The following is a 19061-nucleotide window of genomic DNA, read 5'->3' on the forward strand; positions in this document are numbered from 1 at the left end:
AATTTCAGATTTTAAGAAATCTTTAGTAATTGCTTCATGAATAATAGCTAAAAAAAGTCATTTATAACATTCATTCATCATACAATATAATGAACAAAAAAGGCTATGCCTCGTTCCACAAAGCGGATTTGTCCGTTATGAAAGTTTCCTTAGCGCATATGAAAACGCTCATATTTCATATGCTTAAAAAGTAGAACTTCCTATAAGATAAAAAACAAGTATCCACAAATGACACTTGTTTTTTATTGCATATATTATTTAATTATCTAGTCCTGATTTAATTATCTCATACACTCTATCAATTAATTTATTCTCATCCTCTTTTGTCATATCATCCATATATATAGGAGGATGAACTGTTATATTCACATTTGATTTTCTTATTCTTTTTTTCTCTTCTAATATCTTATATGAGCCATTAATTGTAACAGGTACAATAGGTACACCTGATTTAGTAGCCAATTTCAAACTGCCTTTTTTGAATTCTCCGATTGTACTACTTTTGCTTCTTGTTCCTTCTGGAAAAATTACTAATGTATTACCCTCCTTAAGATAGCTTATTCCCTTCAATATCACCTTCAAGGATTGTCTTGGATTTTGTCTATCTAGAAACAGACATCCCAACTTTTTCATCCACCCACTTACAATTGGAAGATTCTCAAGTTCTACTTTTGCAACGAATCCTTTTAATTTTGGTACATACCCCATTAATATAGGAATATCAAAGTTACCTTGGTGATTAGAAACAAACAACACATTTCTATCAGGAATATTTTCAACCCCTGCTACAGATATTTTACTTCCTGTAAGTCTAATCATTAATTTTGCCCATTTTGTTGTTGTTTTGCATAGAACTTTTTGCTGCTTTTCCTCATTACCCCTTTTCCCATAAAACCAATATCTTAATTTTGCTATTAAACTAAATAATTGGTATAACCAAAATGCAATGAACCAATAAATTGTGCGTATCATATAGTTCCTCCTCGTAGGTCAGTACCGAATATTATATCATAATTCGAGCAGTAAAACTACTTACTATATTAATAATACTATATTCCTAGTACCAACCTTATATTCGGAACCCACTATAAAATACAGGTTCAATTAAATTTTTACAACATCATTTATACGTATGCAATTAATTAAAGATGGAAACCTAATTACTCTCTAATAAGCTTCAAATATTTTTTTACAGTTATTATATAATATAAGAAGAATATTAATGATACTAGAGCTATACTAATAATAATTGGGGTATTAAGTAATATACCTATTAGGTTTTCTAATACTTTTATAGCCACTACCGTATGAACTATAGAAACCAGTAACGGTAATATGAATGCCATAGCTACTTGGGTACGGATAACCTTTCTTATTGTGGAATCTTCCATTCCTATTTTACTCAAAATCGCATACTTATCTTTATCTTCCATAGCCTCTGTGATTATCTTGAAATATATGATACTTCCAGTTGCCATAATAAATACTAATGCTAAAAATGCTCCTAATATATACACAACTTTAATGACATTGTTCTTAGTCTGGGAATCCTTTTTACCATTTTTAAAAAATGTATATCCCTCGTCAGTGAGAGCTGACATTTTTGTTTCTAATTCTTTGTTGAAAACTGTATCATCTTTAAATTTATAACCATGAAAATAGTATTTTTCTCCAAGTTCTTCAAATGCTTTATAGGTATCTTCATTAACTATAATAGCATCTAAAGGTATTCCTACTCCATATAAAGGTGCTCTGAACATTTTTCTTATACTCAACTTCTGTCCATCAATGTCCATTTCCTTTATTGTAAATAAACTGAACATAGTGTGAGAATTTTGATTGAATAAAGCTTCAAAATCATTCAATGGTTTATCTGCTAATATTCTATCATCAAATTTATACTGAACATTATCTATAACTTTCTTATAATCTTCATATCTAATCATAGTAGGACATACATAACCGAACTCTTTTGTTTTTGCTTCCTCAATCATTAAAAATTCTATTTGATTTTCATAATCCATTTCTATCTGTTTGTCATTTAATATTTCATCTATTTCTTTATCTTTTGGCTGACCTTGTGACATTAGAGTAAATGAAAATGGGTAATCTATATCTGTAATACTGTTATTGGTATAGTTAAGTGACATAACTGTACCTAGAGCTGTAATAGTACAAGTAAGAAGTATTGCTATAGTCGCATATACTTTATAATTTCTTCTAATACGATAACATAGATTGGAAATAGTCATTATATTAGTTTTTCTATAAAGTATTCTTTTATTGTTAATCAATCTTTTCAATATGATTGTTGTTGTACTTCTGAATAACATATAAGTACCTATTATAACAAGTATAGTAGTTACTAGGATATAAAGAGGAAAATTGACTCCCATAGCTAATTTAGTACAATAATAACCAGCTCCTATAACTACTATAGATAAGATTCCTGTAATAATACTTGCTTTTGGAACAGATTCTTCTTTTTTCATGGCATTTATCAATGATAGAAGACTGCTTCTTATTATGTTGATATATCCTTTTATTGAAAAGAATAAACTTATGATACCAAAAATTGCTGCTGTTTCCAAAATAGCTTTGCCAGATATGAAGAATTCTATATCTGCTCCTAAGTTGCAGTAGCTTGAAAGGATCATCATAAAAAATTTACCGAACAATGCACCTACTACACATCCACCAGCAATAGCTAAGATGCTCATAAATAAGTTTTCCATAGCATAAATCAAAGCTACCTTATAATTGCTGACTCCCATTAAAGTGTATAACCCAATTTCTTTCTTTCTCTGTTGTAGAAAAAAAGAACTTGAAAACCATGAGAAATATATCAAGAATACTATTAAAAATATAGCTGTAACTTGACCTAGTGAACCTACCATCTCTTGCTCAGAAACTGTCAACACTTCAGGATTATATTTCATAGCACAAAATTGATAATATGCCATTACAGAAAAAACTAATGCCAAAAAATGTAGTTTATATAATGAAAGATTACTTTTCATGTTTTTATAAGCAATACTAATGGAGTTCATGGTTAATACCTCCCATGCAGGCTAATTGTTCTAATATTTTTTTGTATAGATCTTTTTTATCACTTTCTTTTTCTAATTGAGTCAAGACTGTACCATCCTTAATGAAAATTATCCTATCACAATAACTTGCTGTGAAGGCATCATGGGTAACCATAACAATAGTTGAACCAAATTTTTCATTAGTTTTTCTTAGGTTTTCCAATAATTCCGACGCTGCTTTGGAATCGAGTGCACCTGTTGGTTCATCTGCAAGAATAACAGAAGGTTTTGTTATCAATGCTCTTGTGGCTGCAACTCTCTGTTTTTGCCCTCCAGATAATTGATATGGATACTTATATAGATGTTTCTCCAAACCAAAAAAAGAAACCAATTCATTAATTTTCTTTTTAACGATTGATGCTTTAACCCCAGATAGTACCAATGGTAAAGCTATATTATCCATTATGCTGAGATTATTGAGCAAGTTGAAATCTTGGAATAAAAATCCTATGTTTTTCCTACGGAATTCTGCTAATTTCTTCCCTTTCATTGTTGCGATATTAACTCCATTGAAAAATACTTCTCCTTCTGTAGGCATATCTATAGTTGACAGAAGATTTAATAATGTAGTTTTCCCTGATCCTGATGGACCCATTATTCCTAGAAATTCACCTTCTTCTATTGAAATGTTCACTCCGTTAACAGCATATGTTTCTATCCCTTTAGCTTTATATATTTTCTTTATTCCTTTTGTTTCTATTACTTTTGCCATGGTAATTCCTCCTAAAATACAAATTTATCGATATTGCGTACCTTTTAAGTGTATTTTACATTTATTAGAAATTAATATCCATTTTAAAAGCTTACAATATAACATGTAACCTTACATTTTTGTCATAAAGCTACTATCACAGATTATTTTTCAGATTATCTTCTGGATAATCGTTACATATGATATTTCCTTATTCAATTAAAAAACTGCTTATTCATTAAGCAGTTTTTAGAGTAATACAACTATATATGATTTATGTAACTAACCATAATTATTATTATTAAAGAAAAATATTATTATAGCTATTGATTGCTTATATAACTTACTGAAAAATAACTTGTAGTTTCCTTTACCTTCTTTTCATCTAATATATTTGCTGAATTATCATGTCCATTTATCTTGCACTCATATTCAATGTTCATTTGATCTAGTAATTCTATCAATAACGCATATGATGATGGAGAATCTATATGGTCATTGCTTAAAGGTAACATCTTAGTCACATCTGAATCTTCAATTATTTTTTTAGTTATCTCATCTTTTTCATTAGCTTCTTCAAGGGTAAGATAATGAGAAAAATCTATAGAAGCCATTATAATATAATTCTTATTTTCTATTTCTTTCGCAATTGCCTCAGCTACTTCAGTTATACCATCATTATTTCTTGTTTCACCTATAGTTATTGGCACAACTTTTGCATTATCAAAATAGTGCTTAATATAATTCATATGAATTCCAACTGAATGCTCTTTTTCAAATACCTCTTGTATCGCAAATGAAATATTGTCTTTGCTAGCTAGTTTCTTGATTATATTAGATTCGCTTTCAATGATTCCTTCTCTGGTTTGAAAATCAAAATTACCCACCTGAAATCTAGGACCTGTTCCCGGATGATTAGGTCCAATTAATATAACTATATCTGGCTGTTTATTTTCTGCAATGGTTTTGTATAATGAAGCAATATAGTTGCAAGCTACACCATGATGAGGTAGTATGCCAGCAATAATATCATCATCTCCATCATTAATCAACTTACTTTCATTAATTGATTGGATAAAAGATATTTCATCAATAAAATCACTACTATCTAGTGAAGGAGGTCTTTTAACATCAACCGTTTTTTGAGGTATCACTATATCAATTGCTTCTGCATTACTATTAATTACATCATCTGAACTCTCTATTCCACTATTACAAGCAGACAAATTCATTATTGTTATTAATATTATAATACTAATTATTGTTCGTTTCATCTTTTCATTCCTTTAGAAAAGCTGTCTCAAATATATATTATTATTTGCTACAAAAACTTATTTAAGACAGCTATTACAATTTATTTTATTTTGATAGAACCTTTTTCACCACAAGTTATATTATTATTCATATTATCCCTGATTATCACTGGTTCTGCAATATATTCTCCTGCTAGAATAGCTTTCGCTTTATAAGTAATCTCAAATTCATAAGTATCAGATACTCTATAAGAAGAATGAGTATACACGTTTATTTTAGTACGCCTAACTTCATTATCTTCCCATAAATAGATGTCATCATTATTATATGACTTGACTTCACCTAAATAAGTTAGTCCTGTAGGTAGAATATCTTCTATTACGAAAGAAGATAAGCGATTGTCCAGTACATTTACTTTCAGATGGACTGTAACAATCTGACCCTGTTTTATGTCTTCTGAACCACTATCTTCAGTATAGAATCTTTCTATACTATACTTATCAGTCTTATCTACATCCTTAACAGTTCCAATAAAATCTTTTATAACTCTGATGTTTCCATCAATATTAGAGAACTTAATATCTTCTGCTTGTTCTGGAGTTAGGTTCAATGAATAATGATCTTCTTGTCCGAGGGATATAGCCTTGGTTTTTCCATTCAAACTATATTGGAATGATACATTATCCATCTTAGGTTTTACATTTTGTAGATAATAGAGTCTCTCAGTAATGGTAGTATATTTTATATCATTGATGGATTCCACATAGTCATACATTCCTTTTGCATCTTCCAAATAACCTAATTTTACAGCAGCTACCATCATCATGGCAGTATATTTATTGCCTGCATCATCAGTATCTATATATAATGATTCATGTTTACTTTTTAGATATTTTCCCTTAATATTTTGATATATTTGTTTTCCTTTCTGCAATTCTCCGTTTTCTATTAATGTAAGCATCATATACATTGTTTCAAAACTAACTGATTCAAAAGTTTTTGATGTTTGATTGTAAATATCATTAGTTTCAAGCAAAACAGGTTCTCCTAGCAATGATAATGCCCATAATGCGGCAATATTTTCTGACAAACTAATATTTTCGTCTCTTGCTGCCTGTAATAAACCGTTTGTTTGCTTTTCTTTATCGTCTATATATCCTACTGATATTAGATTTGCTGTTATTCGTGCATCATTATTGCCGTAGACAAAATCATTATATAATCCATCATAGTTTACATAATCTTTACATCTTTGCTCATCAACTTGAAATTCTTTATTGAAGTTATCATTTAGTTCAAGTCCTGCAAGATATGGTACAATTACATATTCACATCTATCACTATAGCTAGAATAATATAAATTCAATAAACTATAGAAATAATCACATAAATCTTGGTTAAGGAATGTAAGATTTACATACTGATTATTGCTGATTATATCCATATCTTCTTTTAGATTTTCTTGCTTGATAACATCAAAATAATGTAGAGAATCTTTTATTTCAATATCATATTGTTCACCATCTTTATATTTACCTGTATCAGCCATAATAGTAATCTTATATTTACCTTTTTCAAGCTTCCCTATTGGAATATTAGCATATTCATGCCCTTTACAAGCTGTACTAGTCTCTTTAATTTTGCCTTTCTCATTCTCAATTGTACAAGTGAATTTTATTTGATCATCTTTACTCAATTTTGTTCCACCTGTGTTGACAGTGGCTTTTATATCATCACCTTCCATATAGGTATCATATACTATAGATGATATGAAAAATGGTAACTTAGCATTTATATTGAACTTTTCTTTGCCTGCTTTCAAATCATTATATATAGCTGTACAGGTTATTCTCCAGCTAGTTAAATTATCAGGTAATTGTAATTCTTTGTATCCTATTCCCTTTTCATCTGTTTTTATTACATCAAAATCAGCAGTATTCTTGAATTTACTTCTGATTATATCAGTATAACCTTCTCCACCACATTCTGCATGACACATATCAAGATAAGTATTGTAAGTCGCAGTGAATTGACCTAATATTCCTGAACCAAAAGCATCTCTATAAAGTCTACTTAATGCATCTGTACTATCTTCACATATAGCGAAAAATGCTTCATCTACAACACTTATATTGACATCAGTTGATATTGGTTCCCCATTTTTATCAGCCACACTGACTTTCACCTTAACCTTATCCCCTGGCTTATAATCTTTTTTGTCAGTTTCTATGTTAATGTTTAATTCTTCATCTTCGTAATCATATCGGATCCAATTTATCATATTATGATCATTGTGTAATGATTTACCATCAAAATATATGACATAAATACTAGCATTAGGTATATATTTTTCTAAATATGTTATATCCATAACAGTATCATCACTAATATAATAATCAATAATACCTTCTTTACATATTAAGATTAAAGCTTTATCATTATCCCTCTCTGGTATTGGTGAATACCCTTGTTTAATGGTTAGTTCCATTTTATCATCTTTCTTGTACGTTCTATCATAATATTCTTTTTCTAGGAACAATGAATATCTTGAGATACTATTACTATAGTTGCTATCTTCATAATATGCTTTAGAATAATCATGTTCATGAACGATTTTTCTACCGTCACTATCTTTAGTTCTTATAATAAATTCATATCTTCTTTTATCTTTTACTCGGTCAAAATTAAATTTTGCAATACCTTGGTCATCAGTAGTAACTTTTATTGTATCTATAGTATCTTCATGGTATTTATAATCAAAAATATCATAACTTCTTTTATTTATATAATCATATTCCTTGCCCATATATTTCTTTTCATAGTAATGTTCTACTATTTCAACTGTAATCTCTTTTGAAGGAACTCCTTTCCCCCTAAAAGAATCATAATCATTTAATTTTCCATCGAAACTAGTTAAATCAACATTAGAGATATTAGCTGTTATCTCAATTTCCTCATCAGATATTTTCTTGTTTTTTGTTTCTATCATAATATCTCTTGGAAATAAAATGAAACTTGCCATATCGCTAACATAATCACTCTGTAATCCATTATACGACGTATTGATGTATGTAATTCCAGGCTGCCAATCATCAGTTTCTTTATATGGATTTAATTTTAATTCTTTTTCACCCTTATCATTACATTTGAGTTCTTCACCTTCAGATGTTCCTTTACCATGTAATGAACATCCATAAGCATTAATAACGATTTCTGCCTCAGGAGCTGGTGTCCCTTCATAGAAACTAACCCCTGCATTATAGGTAATTGAATCTCCCATCATTATAAAATCCTTATCGACAGAAGTATCTATTTTGTATGTAGGCTTTTTAAATTTTGCGATGTTAACATATTCCTTTTCAATAATATACTCATCATCCACTACAACATGAATCCTAACATAATCATAAAGATAATCATTAATATTGAACTTAGTCTCATAAGTACCTATCTTACTAAGTCTGACATTTTTTTCATCCATAAGGGTATTTTTGTCATTGTACATCTGCACTTTTACGTTATTAATATTTTTTCCTTCTCTATGTTGTACAAATCCAAATATATTTATTTCGTCTGTAGGTAGATACAAACCTCTATCAAAATATAGATACGACCAATAAATACAGTTAGGATCCTTTTCGCTATCATCAACTGATAAAGGAATGATTAATGGGTTGCCAGATTCTGTTTTTAATTCAATCAATACATCTTCATCATATTCTTTCTTATTTTTATCTATGAAAGCTAATCCATTTTCATCTGTTGTACCAACTTTTTCATTATCTATCAAGACATCAGCACCATTGACTAGATTACTGTTCTTACCATCTACCATCCATACCATAAATTTATCATGATCCATTGATGTATATGCATTGTATGGTGATACTTCTATAAACATACAATCTGATGAACCCTCAATATCAGCCCTAAGGAAATAATAACCTTCTTCTAAAGTCTGTAATTCAATGACTTTTTGACTATTAACATGCAATAGTTCAACATCATACTTATATTTTTGACTTTTAGATAAAACCTTAGTGTATTCATCAATATCTATATTATCTCTATCTTGATAACCATTAATGAACTCATCTTTGTCATTATATTTATATATTGTCAAATTAATTTTTCCATTTTCTTCACAATATTCATTTCTGAAATAGCAACCAACAAATTGTAATTCGTCTGGTTTTAGATATATAAGATCTTCTGTTGTTCCGTGTAAATTAACATAGCTACTATCACTATATCGTTCTGTCATAAATGAATACATATAATCTTCCTGTATAGTTTCAATACTATTGCTGTAACCTTTTTTTATTGTGACTTCATATGTTGTTCCTTTTCGTAATTTTTTCTCTGGAACAAATATAATTTTATCTTTCTCATATCGGAACTTACCTTTTACAAAAGGTTTGATTTCAAAATAATCATCTAGTTTTTCTTCTCCTATTTCTTTGGTAAATTGTATCTCTATACCTGAATCAATAGGCACCTCATTACTCTCACTAGATGGATGAGTCGAAGCGATATTGAATTTTTTTATAGTCTGGAATGCCCAACCTAATTTTTCTTCTTCTTTATTGTATGTGACCCTTACTATTTCATTATTCTCAAAAGGCGTATTAGTTGATAAGATATATTCTTTGTCACTGACCTTTTTGATATCATAGCTTTTATTAGGGCTGAAATTTAAGTTTTTCTTGATATTTTCTTCTTTTATAGGTTTAGTAGAACTTAATTTCAATTTTGAATCAGGTTTAATACCATATGGAGTATTGGAAAGTGGTTCTATACTTATATCCCCATTTTCAATATTTTTTTTATCAATGTCATCTGCTATGTAATTATTATTTTCTGGAGCTACGTTCATAACACTTTTTGTCTTATCATTACTTTTTTTGGTATCAGCAGATATTAATATCACGCTTGCTGCGACTAAAGAAATTATAGTTAATGTTAAGATACATGTAATTATTTTCTGTTTTTTAGTTATTTTTTTCAGTTTACCATTAATATTATTTTTTCTCATTATAGACTCCTTATAATTATTTTATACTCATTTCAACTAAACCTTAGAGTAATTATATATTTATACACCCGTATATCTGTACTTATAATGTTATCAGTCTAGTAAATATATGCCGCTATATTATAGTTAAGAATCTAGTAATATTTAGGACTATCTTGGATTATATTAGCTCCCCTTTCAACTTTGACCTCTTTCCATTGTGACTCAGTATCATATGACTCCCCTTTAAACCTTATTATATTATCTTTCACTTCATAAGTTATTTTTTCTGCATCCACTAAGGAGTTCAGTCTTTTTGTATGATTATTATATAGTAGTAAATGTGAATAATAATGTGTTTCATTATATATTAAATAGTAATCTATAGACTTGCTCTCATCTTCAAATTCATAGGATTCATCTATAGGGATTACTCCTAAAGCCGCTGGTCCATCATAACAAGCTAAATAATATAGATTATTATTGTGTATTCCTTCAACAGAAGGATATGTGATATTTGCCATAATGATAGTTTGTTTATTTAGTGGATCATATTTACATAGGTAACCCTTACAATCATAATACAATATATCATTATCCCATTTGAAATCAGCACCAACGATATTGTCTATTATCTGAAATTCATCTAAATCTATAATATATATTGTAGTATCATCTTTTGAAGCGATCGCAATATAATTTCTAGATGAATCAAAATACAAACTAGATTCCTTTACATCTAAAGTTTCAAGTGTTTTGTTTTGAAGTTCAATCCTTTTTAATTGTGAGCTATCAACAGTTTTAAAATAGGCATATCCATCTATCAATGCTAAATCATTTACATAAGAATCACTATACAATTTTTCAATAGTTTTTGTGTTTAAATCATAATAGTATAAATATGCTTTTTCTTCATATCCTGTATATAGAATTCCCTCATCTGACAAACTATATAATCTTACAGGATCATCTATTACTTGATTACATTCTTTTTCAGTCATATGGTATAATCGATTACTTTTATATTCTTTAAAAACTTTATGTTGTTTTGATAGCTTTAATTCAGTTAACATATATTTTCCATGAGTAGTTTCAAATGGTACATATTCAGAATTGAAGGATATATGATTAGTATCATCTTCGCACATATCATATTCATTAAACATATTAACATATAATATGTCGTCAATAACCATTGTATTATATATATCCTTTCGGTTTATGAAATAAGGCTCAAAAGCATATGTATCAGTATTTAATTTATTAGTGATACCTTGATAATTATATATGTAACCATAATTCACTATAAAGTTAATTTCTTCTTCTGTTTTTATGGTATGCCAATTCTTGTCTGAAAAGCTATAATAATATAAAATGTGATATCCAATAATACCTATTCCTTCTTCATCATATCCCATTTTCAAATTGTTATTATACTGTTCTTCATAAGCAGTTTCCCAAATATCATCTGGAATTTTTGCTAGCACTTTTTTTTCTCCATCTTTTGTTATTGTATTAATGGTTTTCTCTTCTTTATTTATATAAGTTGTACTTCCATCAGATTTATTGAAAAAAACATTTCTAAAAGACATCTTTTCACCAATAAATTTTTCATTGATACATTTATGTTCATAATCTTTATCTATATAACAAATCTCATCATTACTGTTAAGACCTACATAGTAATCATCTATATTCATAAATCTTACTACATCATTATATGGTTTTTCTAATATATGACATGCCGTATATTCTGAATTACTTTTTACAATATCACCATTAACTAATTTGAAATAATTAATTCCTTTATAATTGCCATCCAGTAGTTCATCTTCTTCTACATTGATTCCATTATCGAATATCCAATATCCATCATTAATTATATAGTGATGTTCATATTTTTTATTATAAGTGGAATCTTCGTCAACTAGAACTGTATATGGATGAATTTTAGAATAATTATTATTAATGGGCATTGTACTCTGAAATAATTTACCATCTATTTTTGCTATAAACAATAGATTACATTTTTCTCTATCCATTTTATAATCAAATGACTCTACATTTATGTTATTATCAATTTGAATAACATCCATAACTGCAAATGATTTATCACAGATTGCTATGAAGTGATTGTTATTGTCTATATACTCAACAAATATTGTGTTCTCATCTTCATATATATTAACAACATCATCTTTTAATTGTTGCCTTTTAGTTAATGATATACCTTTTTCACCAAAAGAATATGTATCAACCATTTTCTTATCATCTTTATCATACATCAAGTAAAAAGAAGACATATCCGCAGAAACTATTTTGAAATTATCCGCATTACTATAGTTTTTGAACTGATAATTACATATTGGTTCACCATAATAATCATAACAATCATAACTAATTTCACCGAATTGTTTATTATATGATAACAATACAATATGGTTATCCCAGTCTAAGTAACCTGTCTGTAGATTGTATTTACTGTCAAGGAAGATACTTTCATCTTCTTTTGCATTTTCTAATGCCCCATTACCAAATGAAAATACACCTTGGCTTTCTCCGATTATCAATTGAAATGAACATATATAACTAGAGTAATTCCAATCTATACCAGCATATTTCTTAATTACAACATCTTCTATTTCAAAATTATCAGGTAAATCCATACCACTGAATATAAGTTTGTCTGGTAATTCTGTTATTGGAGTAAAATCATCTATATCATATTTTTTAATAGCAATTTTTAATTTCTGATCACATATTTTAATGATCTCTTTTTGGTCTGCTTCTGAATTTATATCTGTACCTATTGACTCTATCCCATTTGAATCTTCCATGCTTTTATTAGATTCTGTTGAAAGATTAGTATTTTCCCCCTTGCATCCTGTTAAGCATATAGTTACAACAGCTAATAATATTGCTATTTTTATTGTATGTTTCATGATGTTCCTCCATTATCTTATTTTATTACTTTTAATCTCAATATGTTATAACAAACATTTTATCAATAAGTTATTAAAATTGTATTGTACAATTCTTTAAATTATTATTACTAAATATTTACAATTAATTTAATATATTAAATTTTTAATATCTAATTCAATTAAAAAGGATAACTTTATATTAAAAAAACACATCCATATACAACTACTATATGAGTGTGTTTTACTTTTACTTACCTTCATTATGCTAATTTATATTTTGTATTGTGAAATCTCATCTTTGAAATCTACTGTTATTTCTTTAAAAGTATTCAAACTGTCTGTAATACCTTTTATATGTACAGTATAGTCCGTTACATTAGCGCTGACTTGTTCAGCTGATGCTGAATTTTCTTCTGCTATAGCCGCTAAGGATTCTATGTTTTGGAACACTTTTGACATTGAATTAGCTTCACTTTCAAGTCTTTGGGATGTATCAATCATCTTTTCAGCTACTTCTTTTATATTGATGTTAGCTGTACTTGAAGATTCAACAGCTTCTCCTAGGCTTGAATTCTCTTTAACTAATACGTTGTATTGTGATGCTACATCTTCTACTAGTTTTTCAATATCTTGAACAAATTCATTCAGATTGTTTTTAATCTTTTCAACTGCATCATCAGTTTCCTCTGATAGATTTCTTACTTCATCAGCTACTACAGCAAATCCTTTACCAGCCTCTCCTGCTCTAGCAGCTTCTATTGATGCGTTAAGGGCAAGAAGATTAGTCTGTCCAGAAATCGCAGATACGATAGAAACAATTTCCGTAATCTGTTCTGCTCTGGTTTTTAACTTCAATCCGTTTTCTTGAACTTGCTTAAATCTATTAAGCAACATATTTATTTCTGTTGCAGTCGATTCGACTTCTTTGAAACTATTGTCAATTTGGTCAACTGAAACTTCTAAATCTTTTTTATTGGTTTGTTCTTCTTTTGCTATATTGTTTATCTGACCTACATTATCATTTAATGTATATATTGAATGTTCAGTTTCTTCTGCCTGACTAACCGCAGCTGTTGCTAACTGTTCAACTACGTCTGATATTTCATCAGATGTATTGTTCATATTATTAGCAATACCTGAAATACTCTTGCTGAAAGTATTCATTTCATCAACTAATCCTTTGAAACCAACAAAATCCCTTGTAATATTTTTTTTGTATGTATTTATTACTTTGAATATTTCTTCAAATTGGTCTTTTGTTCTTATATCTGTTAAAACAGTATAGTTTTTATTACTGAAATTTTTAACTTCCTTTATAATTTCTTTATAGGGTCTATATAATATTTTGGAAGACAAATATACTGATAAAAGACTAATCAATACTATACTAACAGTAGTCAATACTTGTGATTCTCGTACATTTAGAAATAGAAATACTAATTGTAAAAATAATCCACTTAATAAAGCTGTTAATATTGATATTTTCAAATGCACATCTTTAATGAATCCAAATGATAATAGTTTATTAATGAAATATGTTTTTTTATATTGCAGATCTTGCTGAAATGTTAATTTTAGTTTAAGTTCATCATCTTTTTTTTCGAGTTGTTCAATTTCAATTTGTTCATTAAAATAATCTGCAGCCCCTTCAATCAGCCCCATAAAATAATCGAACATACCTCTATGGGAGTTATATGTGAAGACAACTTCTCTAGGGGATACTACTTCAAACTCTAATTTAGGTGGTTTTGCACCTTTTATTCTTTTCATAACTACACTATGGACATCATCCATAGATTTAAGAAAATGATATAAATTATCATGATGGAAAAATCCAGGATAATCATGGGAAAAAGTAATGATATTATCCTTACCTATATGTCTCCATAATTTATCTTCGCCCACATTTACCTTTGAAGCTATAATAGAAAAAAGTTTGAACACTTTTGTATCCTCTATATCTGCTAATGGTGAAAATGTTTGGTTGGCTTTCCATCCTACATTTTCTAGTGCTGCGTTAACTACTTGTTCTGAATATTGCTTTCTACATGTTTTTATCCATGTTGATACCACTGTTCCTTTCATCATTTTCACCTCATATCTATTTTATTTAATACTTTATTATGTAAATATTTCCAGATAGTCAATTTAATTTTATAACATATATTGACAAATTACAATATAATCTTAATAATATTTTTCTAATTGTAACAAATATATAGTATTTATCAATTATTTATGATATTCATTATACAATATAACCCAATTAACTCCTTTATCCTTCTCAGCTTCAAAATTATTGAATTTGATGTACAATTGTCCTTTCTTAACCCATGCTTTATACTCTAATGTTTTATTTCCATCAAGTGGTGTCAAGATGATTTTATTTATAAGATTAGGTGTAAAACTAATCTTGTGACTTAGAACTGGGAATATATATACTCCATCTATATATTTATGTTCACTTAGATATTCCCTACCCATTATTTGCTTTGTCATAGCTAAATCTTCTAGCATATTTGACGTAAGTTTATCACGCTCTTTATTAATGAAACTCCTTAAATATCTTTTGATTGTAGTATACGATATAACTGAAAACAGAGCTATCAATAAACTGATTACTATAAAAAAAGAATTATAGATAAATTTTATTGCATCATATATTATGTTTATCTCTCCATACATTTCTTTTACTTGTTCAGATAGATTAATCATATTGAAAAATACACACATAAAAAAATCCCCCTTGTCCTTATAAATATATACAGTAACAAAAGGGATTAGAACTATAGATTATCAAAGGCTTTGCTCCTTATTTCATCTATACAAGATTTATTTAATTTTATATAATCTTCATTATTTTTCAGATGCAGGTCTTTTTTTAATTCTTGTGGTGTATTATTTATGAACTCATCATTACAACCATGACATCTTATTGCTTGTTTTGTCCTCATATCATATATAAGAAACATATTTTCACCTTCTTGTAGCTTGTTTCTTATATTCTAGCCAAAAAGACTATTATCTAAACACCTATCACTTGTTCATCTATTAACATCAAATAATTCAACCTTATAAGAAGCATTAATTATATTAGGATAATTACTTATTTTTATGGTTATAGGATCAACAAATTCAGATTCTTTAGGTATTTCATAAATAAGCGTTGTTTCTGGTTCCCTATGTATCACACTCATACCTTGTGTCTCAAAAATCGTACCCTCTGAATCTGTAAAAGTCTGGTCTAATGAAAAATTATTACCATTATATTTAAATATTATCTCCAATTGATCTTCGTTTTTAACATCATCTATCTTCAAGTTGTCATCTGGTGCTTTAAGGATGGTTTTATTATCTACATCGACGATAATATTTTCTTTATTTTTATCAATACCTTTAAAACCACTACCTTCAATATTCAATTTTTCATTATCATTAAAATAATTACTCTCAAAATATAATCTACTATTATATTCATCTTTAATAGAACTTGTTAATCCATCAATACCATTAGTATATTCCCTTCCATTTGAAACTATCTTAATATCTTGTAACCCTAGGATACTCATGGTATTATTTTTATCATAATTTATATCTAAAACAGAAGTTATAGGATATACTGTCAATTTATCTATAACAATTTTTTGTCCTTTGATATCAATAATTTCATTTGCATCATATGTTTTTTTTCTATTATTGAATATCTCTTTGTCAACAGGTATCTCCACACTCCAGATATATGGTAATTCCATCTGTTTATTGTTATTATTTGCTTCTGAAGTATACAAGGTGACATCTAATCGTAGATTTGAAGGAATATCAATCTCTGATGACATTACCATATCATAACTGCTATACATTTTTTTCTTGCTATTTAAATCAAAGTCATAATCAGGTAAGGATGCAATAGCTGGAATTTCTGTATCATTTTCATCGTTAACATTAAATGTTCCTCTACTTAAATATTGAAATGAGTCTCTATGCTTAGTGTTCTCTATATTATAGAGAATGAATATTCTTCTATTATCAACTATGATATTATCAACAGTAAGTATTATCCCATCATGTTCATCAGATATATTTACATTTTGTATATAATTATTTTCAATAGCTTCTTGAACACCTTTATCCGTTATATCATATTTTTCTGTCAGACTTTTCTCTTTATTGGTAACAAAAACTACAATGGCTATCAATATAATTATAACTATCATTATCACTGGAATCAGTTTCTTATATTTCATATTATTTATATCCTCCCTTACAAAAATTTCAAATATTATTTATTATAACATATAACGTTGTTATTAAAAAGAAATTCAAATATTACATATTGTATAGAATGTGAAACTAAAAAGCAGAACTTTCATGTTCAATTTAAAATCGAATATATAATGATTTACCTTACACCAACCAAGATAACTGCCTATCAGACTATGATAATTATATCATACTCCAATAGTTCATTACCCTAGCTGATGGTCCGTTCAACCATATATAATACACTATGAACTACATATAACCTCTCGGCCATATATAATCCAGTAAGCACTACATATGATTATCGCTTGACCCTATATGATCATTTCAAACCTCATTACAATCTATAATAGACTATAATAAAACTTTTAGTAACCACATAAAATCTTACTGAAGATAGTGTATCAATATACACTATCTTCAGCTAGAGCTGTACTAAGACAGCTCCTAGCTCAATCATCATATATTCGATATTATTATATTTGCCATTTAATATAGAAAATATATTAGTAATTATTTCTTATTACACTTTCCTATAAGGTAAAAAATAGATTTTATCTATCAAATTTAAATAAATCCAATTCATCTCTTTTATTGTTTAAGTATAGGTCTTTTATTAACTGTCCACATAATATGCCATTTACAATCCCATTGGAACCATATGCCAAAGCAAAGTAACAATTAGGCATCTTAGAATATTCTCCTATATATGGCAACCCATCCTTAGTAACCCCGAACAAACCACTGAACTTATATTCTACTTCTATATCTTTTATATCAGGGAAAAAATCTTTCAATTTTTTTAATAAGATGTCATATTTCTTAATAGATACTAGATCTTCATTTGTTAGATTGGACATTTTACTAGTTTCCTTACCTACTTTTTCATCCTCTCCTCCCACAATAATCCTATTATCAGCAGTAGTCCTAAAATATATATATGGGTCGTTATCATCACGTATAATACATTTATTATGCCAGCCATTAAATTCTTTTATTGGTTTTGTTACTAGGTTGAATGTTCTTGTGATATTCAATATACCCCTATCTATATATTTCTTACTTTCATACCCAGCAGCCATAATGACTTTCTTTGCTTTTATACTGAAATCATTAGGTGTTTTCAGGTATACATGATTACTTTCCGACTGTATAATATTGATTTCAGTATTTTCATAGACCTTTAGACCATTTTTTATAGACTTCTTAATAAGTGCTCTTGTGAATTTATATGGATCAATTAACGCCCCTCCTGATTTTGAATAAATTCCTGCTTCTATAGGAAAAGAGAACTTATCTTTTGCATTGTTCTTATCTATGAATTCTACATTGAAACCATGTTTCTTTCTTAAGTCGAATTCTTTTTTCAATAATGATATATGTGAACTATTAGATGTATAGTAAAAGCATTCTTTCAACATAAAATCACAATCATCATCAAGTTCATTAACGATATCTCTTATATCAAATACTGCTTTTTCACTTAGTTCAAAGCATTTGGCAGCTTTTTCTTCACCAATCATATGGGATAATCCGTATAGATCAGTATCAACTTCGTATTGTAGTATTGCTGTTGATGCTCTTGTGCTTCCATATCCAATGATGTTTTTATCCACTAAAACAGTATCAATGCCCTCCTTAGTAAGATAATAAGCAATTATAGCTCCAGTTACTCCACCACCAATTATTAAAGCGTCACATTCTATATCATTGCTTAGATAAGTATATTTGTCTGGTATTTTATTGATATTAGTCCAAAGCATATCTCCTGCTACTAATTTCATTTTTTCATCTCCATAAATTACTTTTATTAACATTATCTTCATTAT

General features: G+C 28.2%; 11 protein-coding genes. All 11 read right to left on the reverse strand.

Annotated features, from left to right (window positions below):
* Positions 1–258: 258 nt before the first annotated feature.
* Positions 259–972, reverse strand: coding sequence for a lysophospholipid acyltransferase family protein (locus tag QMG30_RS03730; RefSeq protein WP_281812356.1), 714 nt, complete (start codon positions 970–972; stop codon positions 259–261).
* 188 nt (positions 973–1160) lie between these two features.
* On the reverse strand, positions 1161–3050 hold the full coding sequence (locus QMG30_RS03735; RefSeq protein ID WP_281812358.1) for an ABC transporter permease: 1890 nt from the start codon (positions 3048–3050) through the stop codon (positions 1161–1163).
* Positions 3037–3801: an ABC transporter ATP-binding protein gene (locus QMG30_RS03740; protein ID WP_281812360.1), complete on the reverse strand. Its 765-nt coding sequence runs from the start codon at positions 3799–3801 to the stop codon at positions 3037–3039. Before QMG30_RS03740 ends, QMG30_RS03735 begins: the two co-directional genes overlap by 14 nt.
* Positions 3802–4103: 302 nt before the next feature.
* The gene (gene amrB / locus QMG30_RS03745) at positions 4104–5054 is read right to left on the reverse strand and encodes an AmmeMemoRadiSam system protein B (RefSeq protein WP_281812362.1); all 951 of its coding nucleotides are present in this window, start codon (positions 5052–5054) and stop codon (positions 4104–4106) included.
* A gap of 80 nt (positions 5055–5134) precedes the next feature.
* Complete coding sequence (locus tag QMG30_RS03750; protein ID WP_281812364.1) at positions 5135–10069, reverse strand: Ig-like domain-containing alpha-2-macroglobulin family protein; 4935 nt, start codon at positions 10067–10069, stop codon at positions 5135–5137.
* A gap of 134 nt (positions 10070–10203) precedes the next feature.
* Positions 10204–12990: a hypothetical protein gene (locus tag QMG30_RS03755; protein WP_281812366.1), complete on the reverse strand. Its 2787-nt coding sequence runs from the start codon at positions 12988–12990 to the stop codon at positions 10204–10206.
* A 252-nt stretch (positions 12991–13242) separates the two neighbouring features.
* Entirely contained in the window at positions 13243–15057 is a 1815-nt protein-coding gene (locus QMG30_RS03760) for a heme NO-binding domain-containing protein (protein WP_281812368.1), read from the reverse strand.
* Between the two features lie 147 nt (positions 15058–15204).
* Positions 15205–15705, reverse strand: a complete 501-nt coding sequence (locus QMG30_RS03765; RefSeq protein ID WP_281812370.1) for a hypothetical protein — start codon at positions 15703–15705, stop codon at positions 15205–15207.
* A gap of 53 nt (positions 15706–15758) precedes the next feature.
* The gene (locus QMG30_RS03770) at positions 15759–15944 is read right to left on the reverse strand and encodes a hypothetical protein (protein ID WP_281812372.1); all 186 of its coding nucleotides are present in this window, start codon (positions 15942–15944) and stop codon (positions 15759–15761) included.
* A gap of 72 nt (positions 15945–16016) precedes the next feature.
* Positions 16017–17216 (reverse strand): DUF4179 domain-containing protein, encoded by a 1200-nt coding sequence (locus tag QMG30_RS03775; RefSeq protein WP_281812374.1) that lies wholly within the window; start codon positions 17214–17216, stop codon positions 16017–16019.
* Between the two features lie 570 nt (positions 17217–17786).
* Positions 17787–19016 carry an NAD(P)/FAD-dependent oxidoreductase gene (locus QMG30_RS03780; protein ID WP_281812376.1) on the reverse strand — a complete coding sequence of 410 codons (1230 nt, stop codon included), beginning with the start codon at positions 19014–19016 and terminating at the stop codon, positions 17787–17789.
* Between the last annotated feature and the right edge of the window lie 45 nt (positions 19017–19061).

The organism is Vallitalea longa (genome assembly GCF_027923465.1).
In the GTDB taxonomy this organism is placed as follows: Bacteria; Bacillota; Clostridia; order Lachnospirales; family Vallitaleaceae; genus Vallitalea; species Vallitalea longa.

Coding starts and splice junctions, on each gene's coding strand:
- QMG30_RS03770 (WP_281812372.1), bottom strand. CDS start 15,944: ATGTTTCTTATATATGATATGAGGACAAAACAAGCAATAAGATGTCAT.
- QMG30_RS03755 (WP_281812366.1), bottom strand. CDS start 12,990: ATGAAACATACAATAAAAATAGCAATATTATTAGCTGTTGTAACTATA.
- QMG30_RS03765 (WP_281812370.1), bottom strand. CDS start 15,705: ATGTGTGTATTTTTCAATATGATTAATCTATCTGAACAAGTAAAAGAA.
- QMG30_RS03750 (WP_281812364.1), bottom strand. CDS start 10,069: ATGAGAAAAAATAATATTAATGGTAAACTGAAAAAAATAACTAAAAAA.
- QMG30_RS03735 (WP_281812358.1), bottom strand. CDS start 3,050: ATGAACTCCATTAGTATTGCTTATAAAAACATGAAAAGTAATCTTTCA.
- QMG30_RS03760 (WP_281812368.1), bottom strand. CDS start 15,057: ATGAAAGGAACAGTGGTATCAACATGGATAAAAACATGTAGAAAGCAA.
- QMG30_RS03775 (WP_281812374.1), bottom strand. CDS start 17,216: ATGAAATATAAGAAACTGATTCCAGTGATAATGATAGTTATAATTATA.
- QMG30_RS03780 (WP_281812376.1), bottom strand. CDS start 19,016: ATGAAATTAGTAGCAGGAGATATGCTTTGGACTAATATCAATAAAATA.
- amrB (WP_281812362.1), bottom strand. CDS start 5,054: ATGAAACGAACAATAATTAGTATTATAATATTAATAACAATAATGAAT.
- QMG30_RS03740 (WP_281812360.1), bottom strand. CDS start 3,801: ATGGCAAAAGTAATAGAAACAAAAGGAATAAAGAAAATATATAAAGCT.
- QMG30_RS03730 (WP_281812356.1), bottom strand. CDS start 972: ATGATACGCACAATTTATTGGTTCATTGCATTTTGGTTATACCAATTA.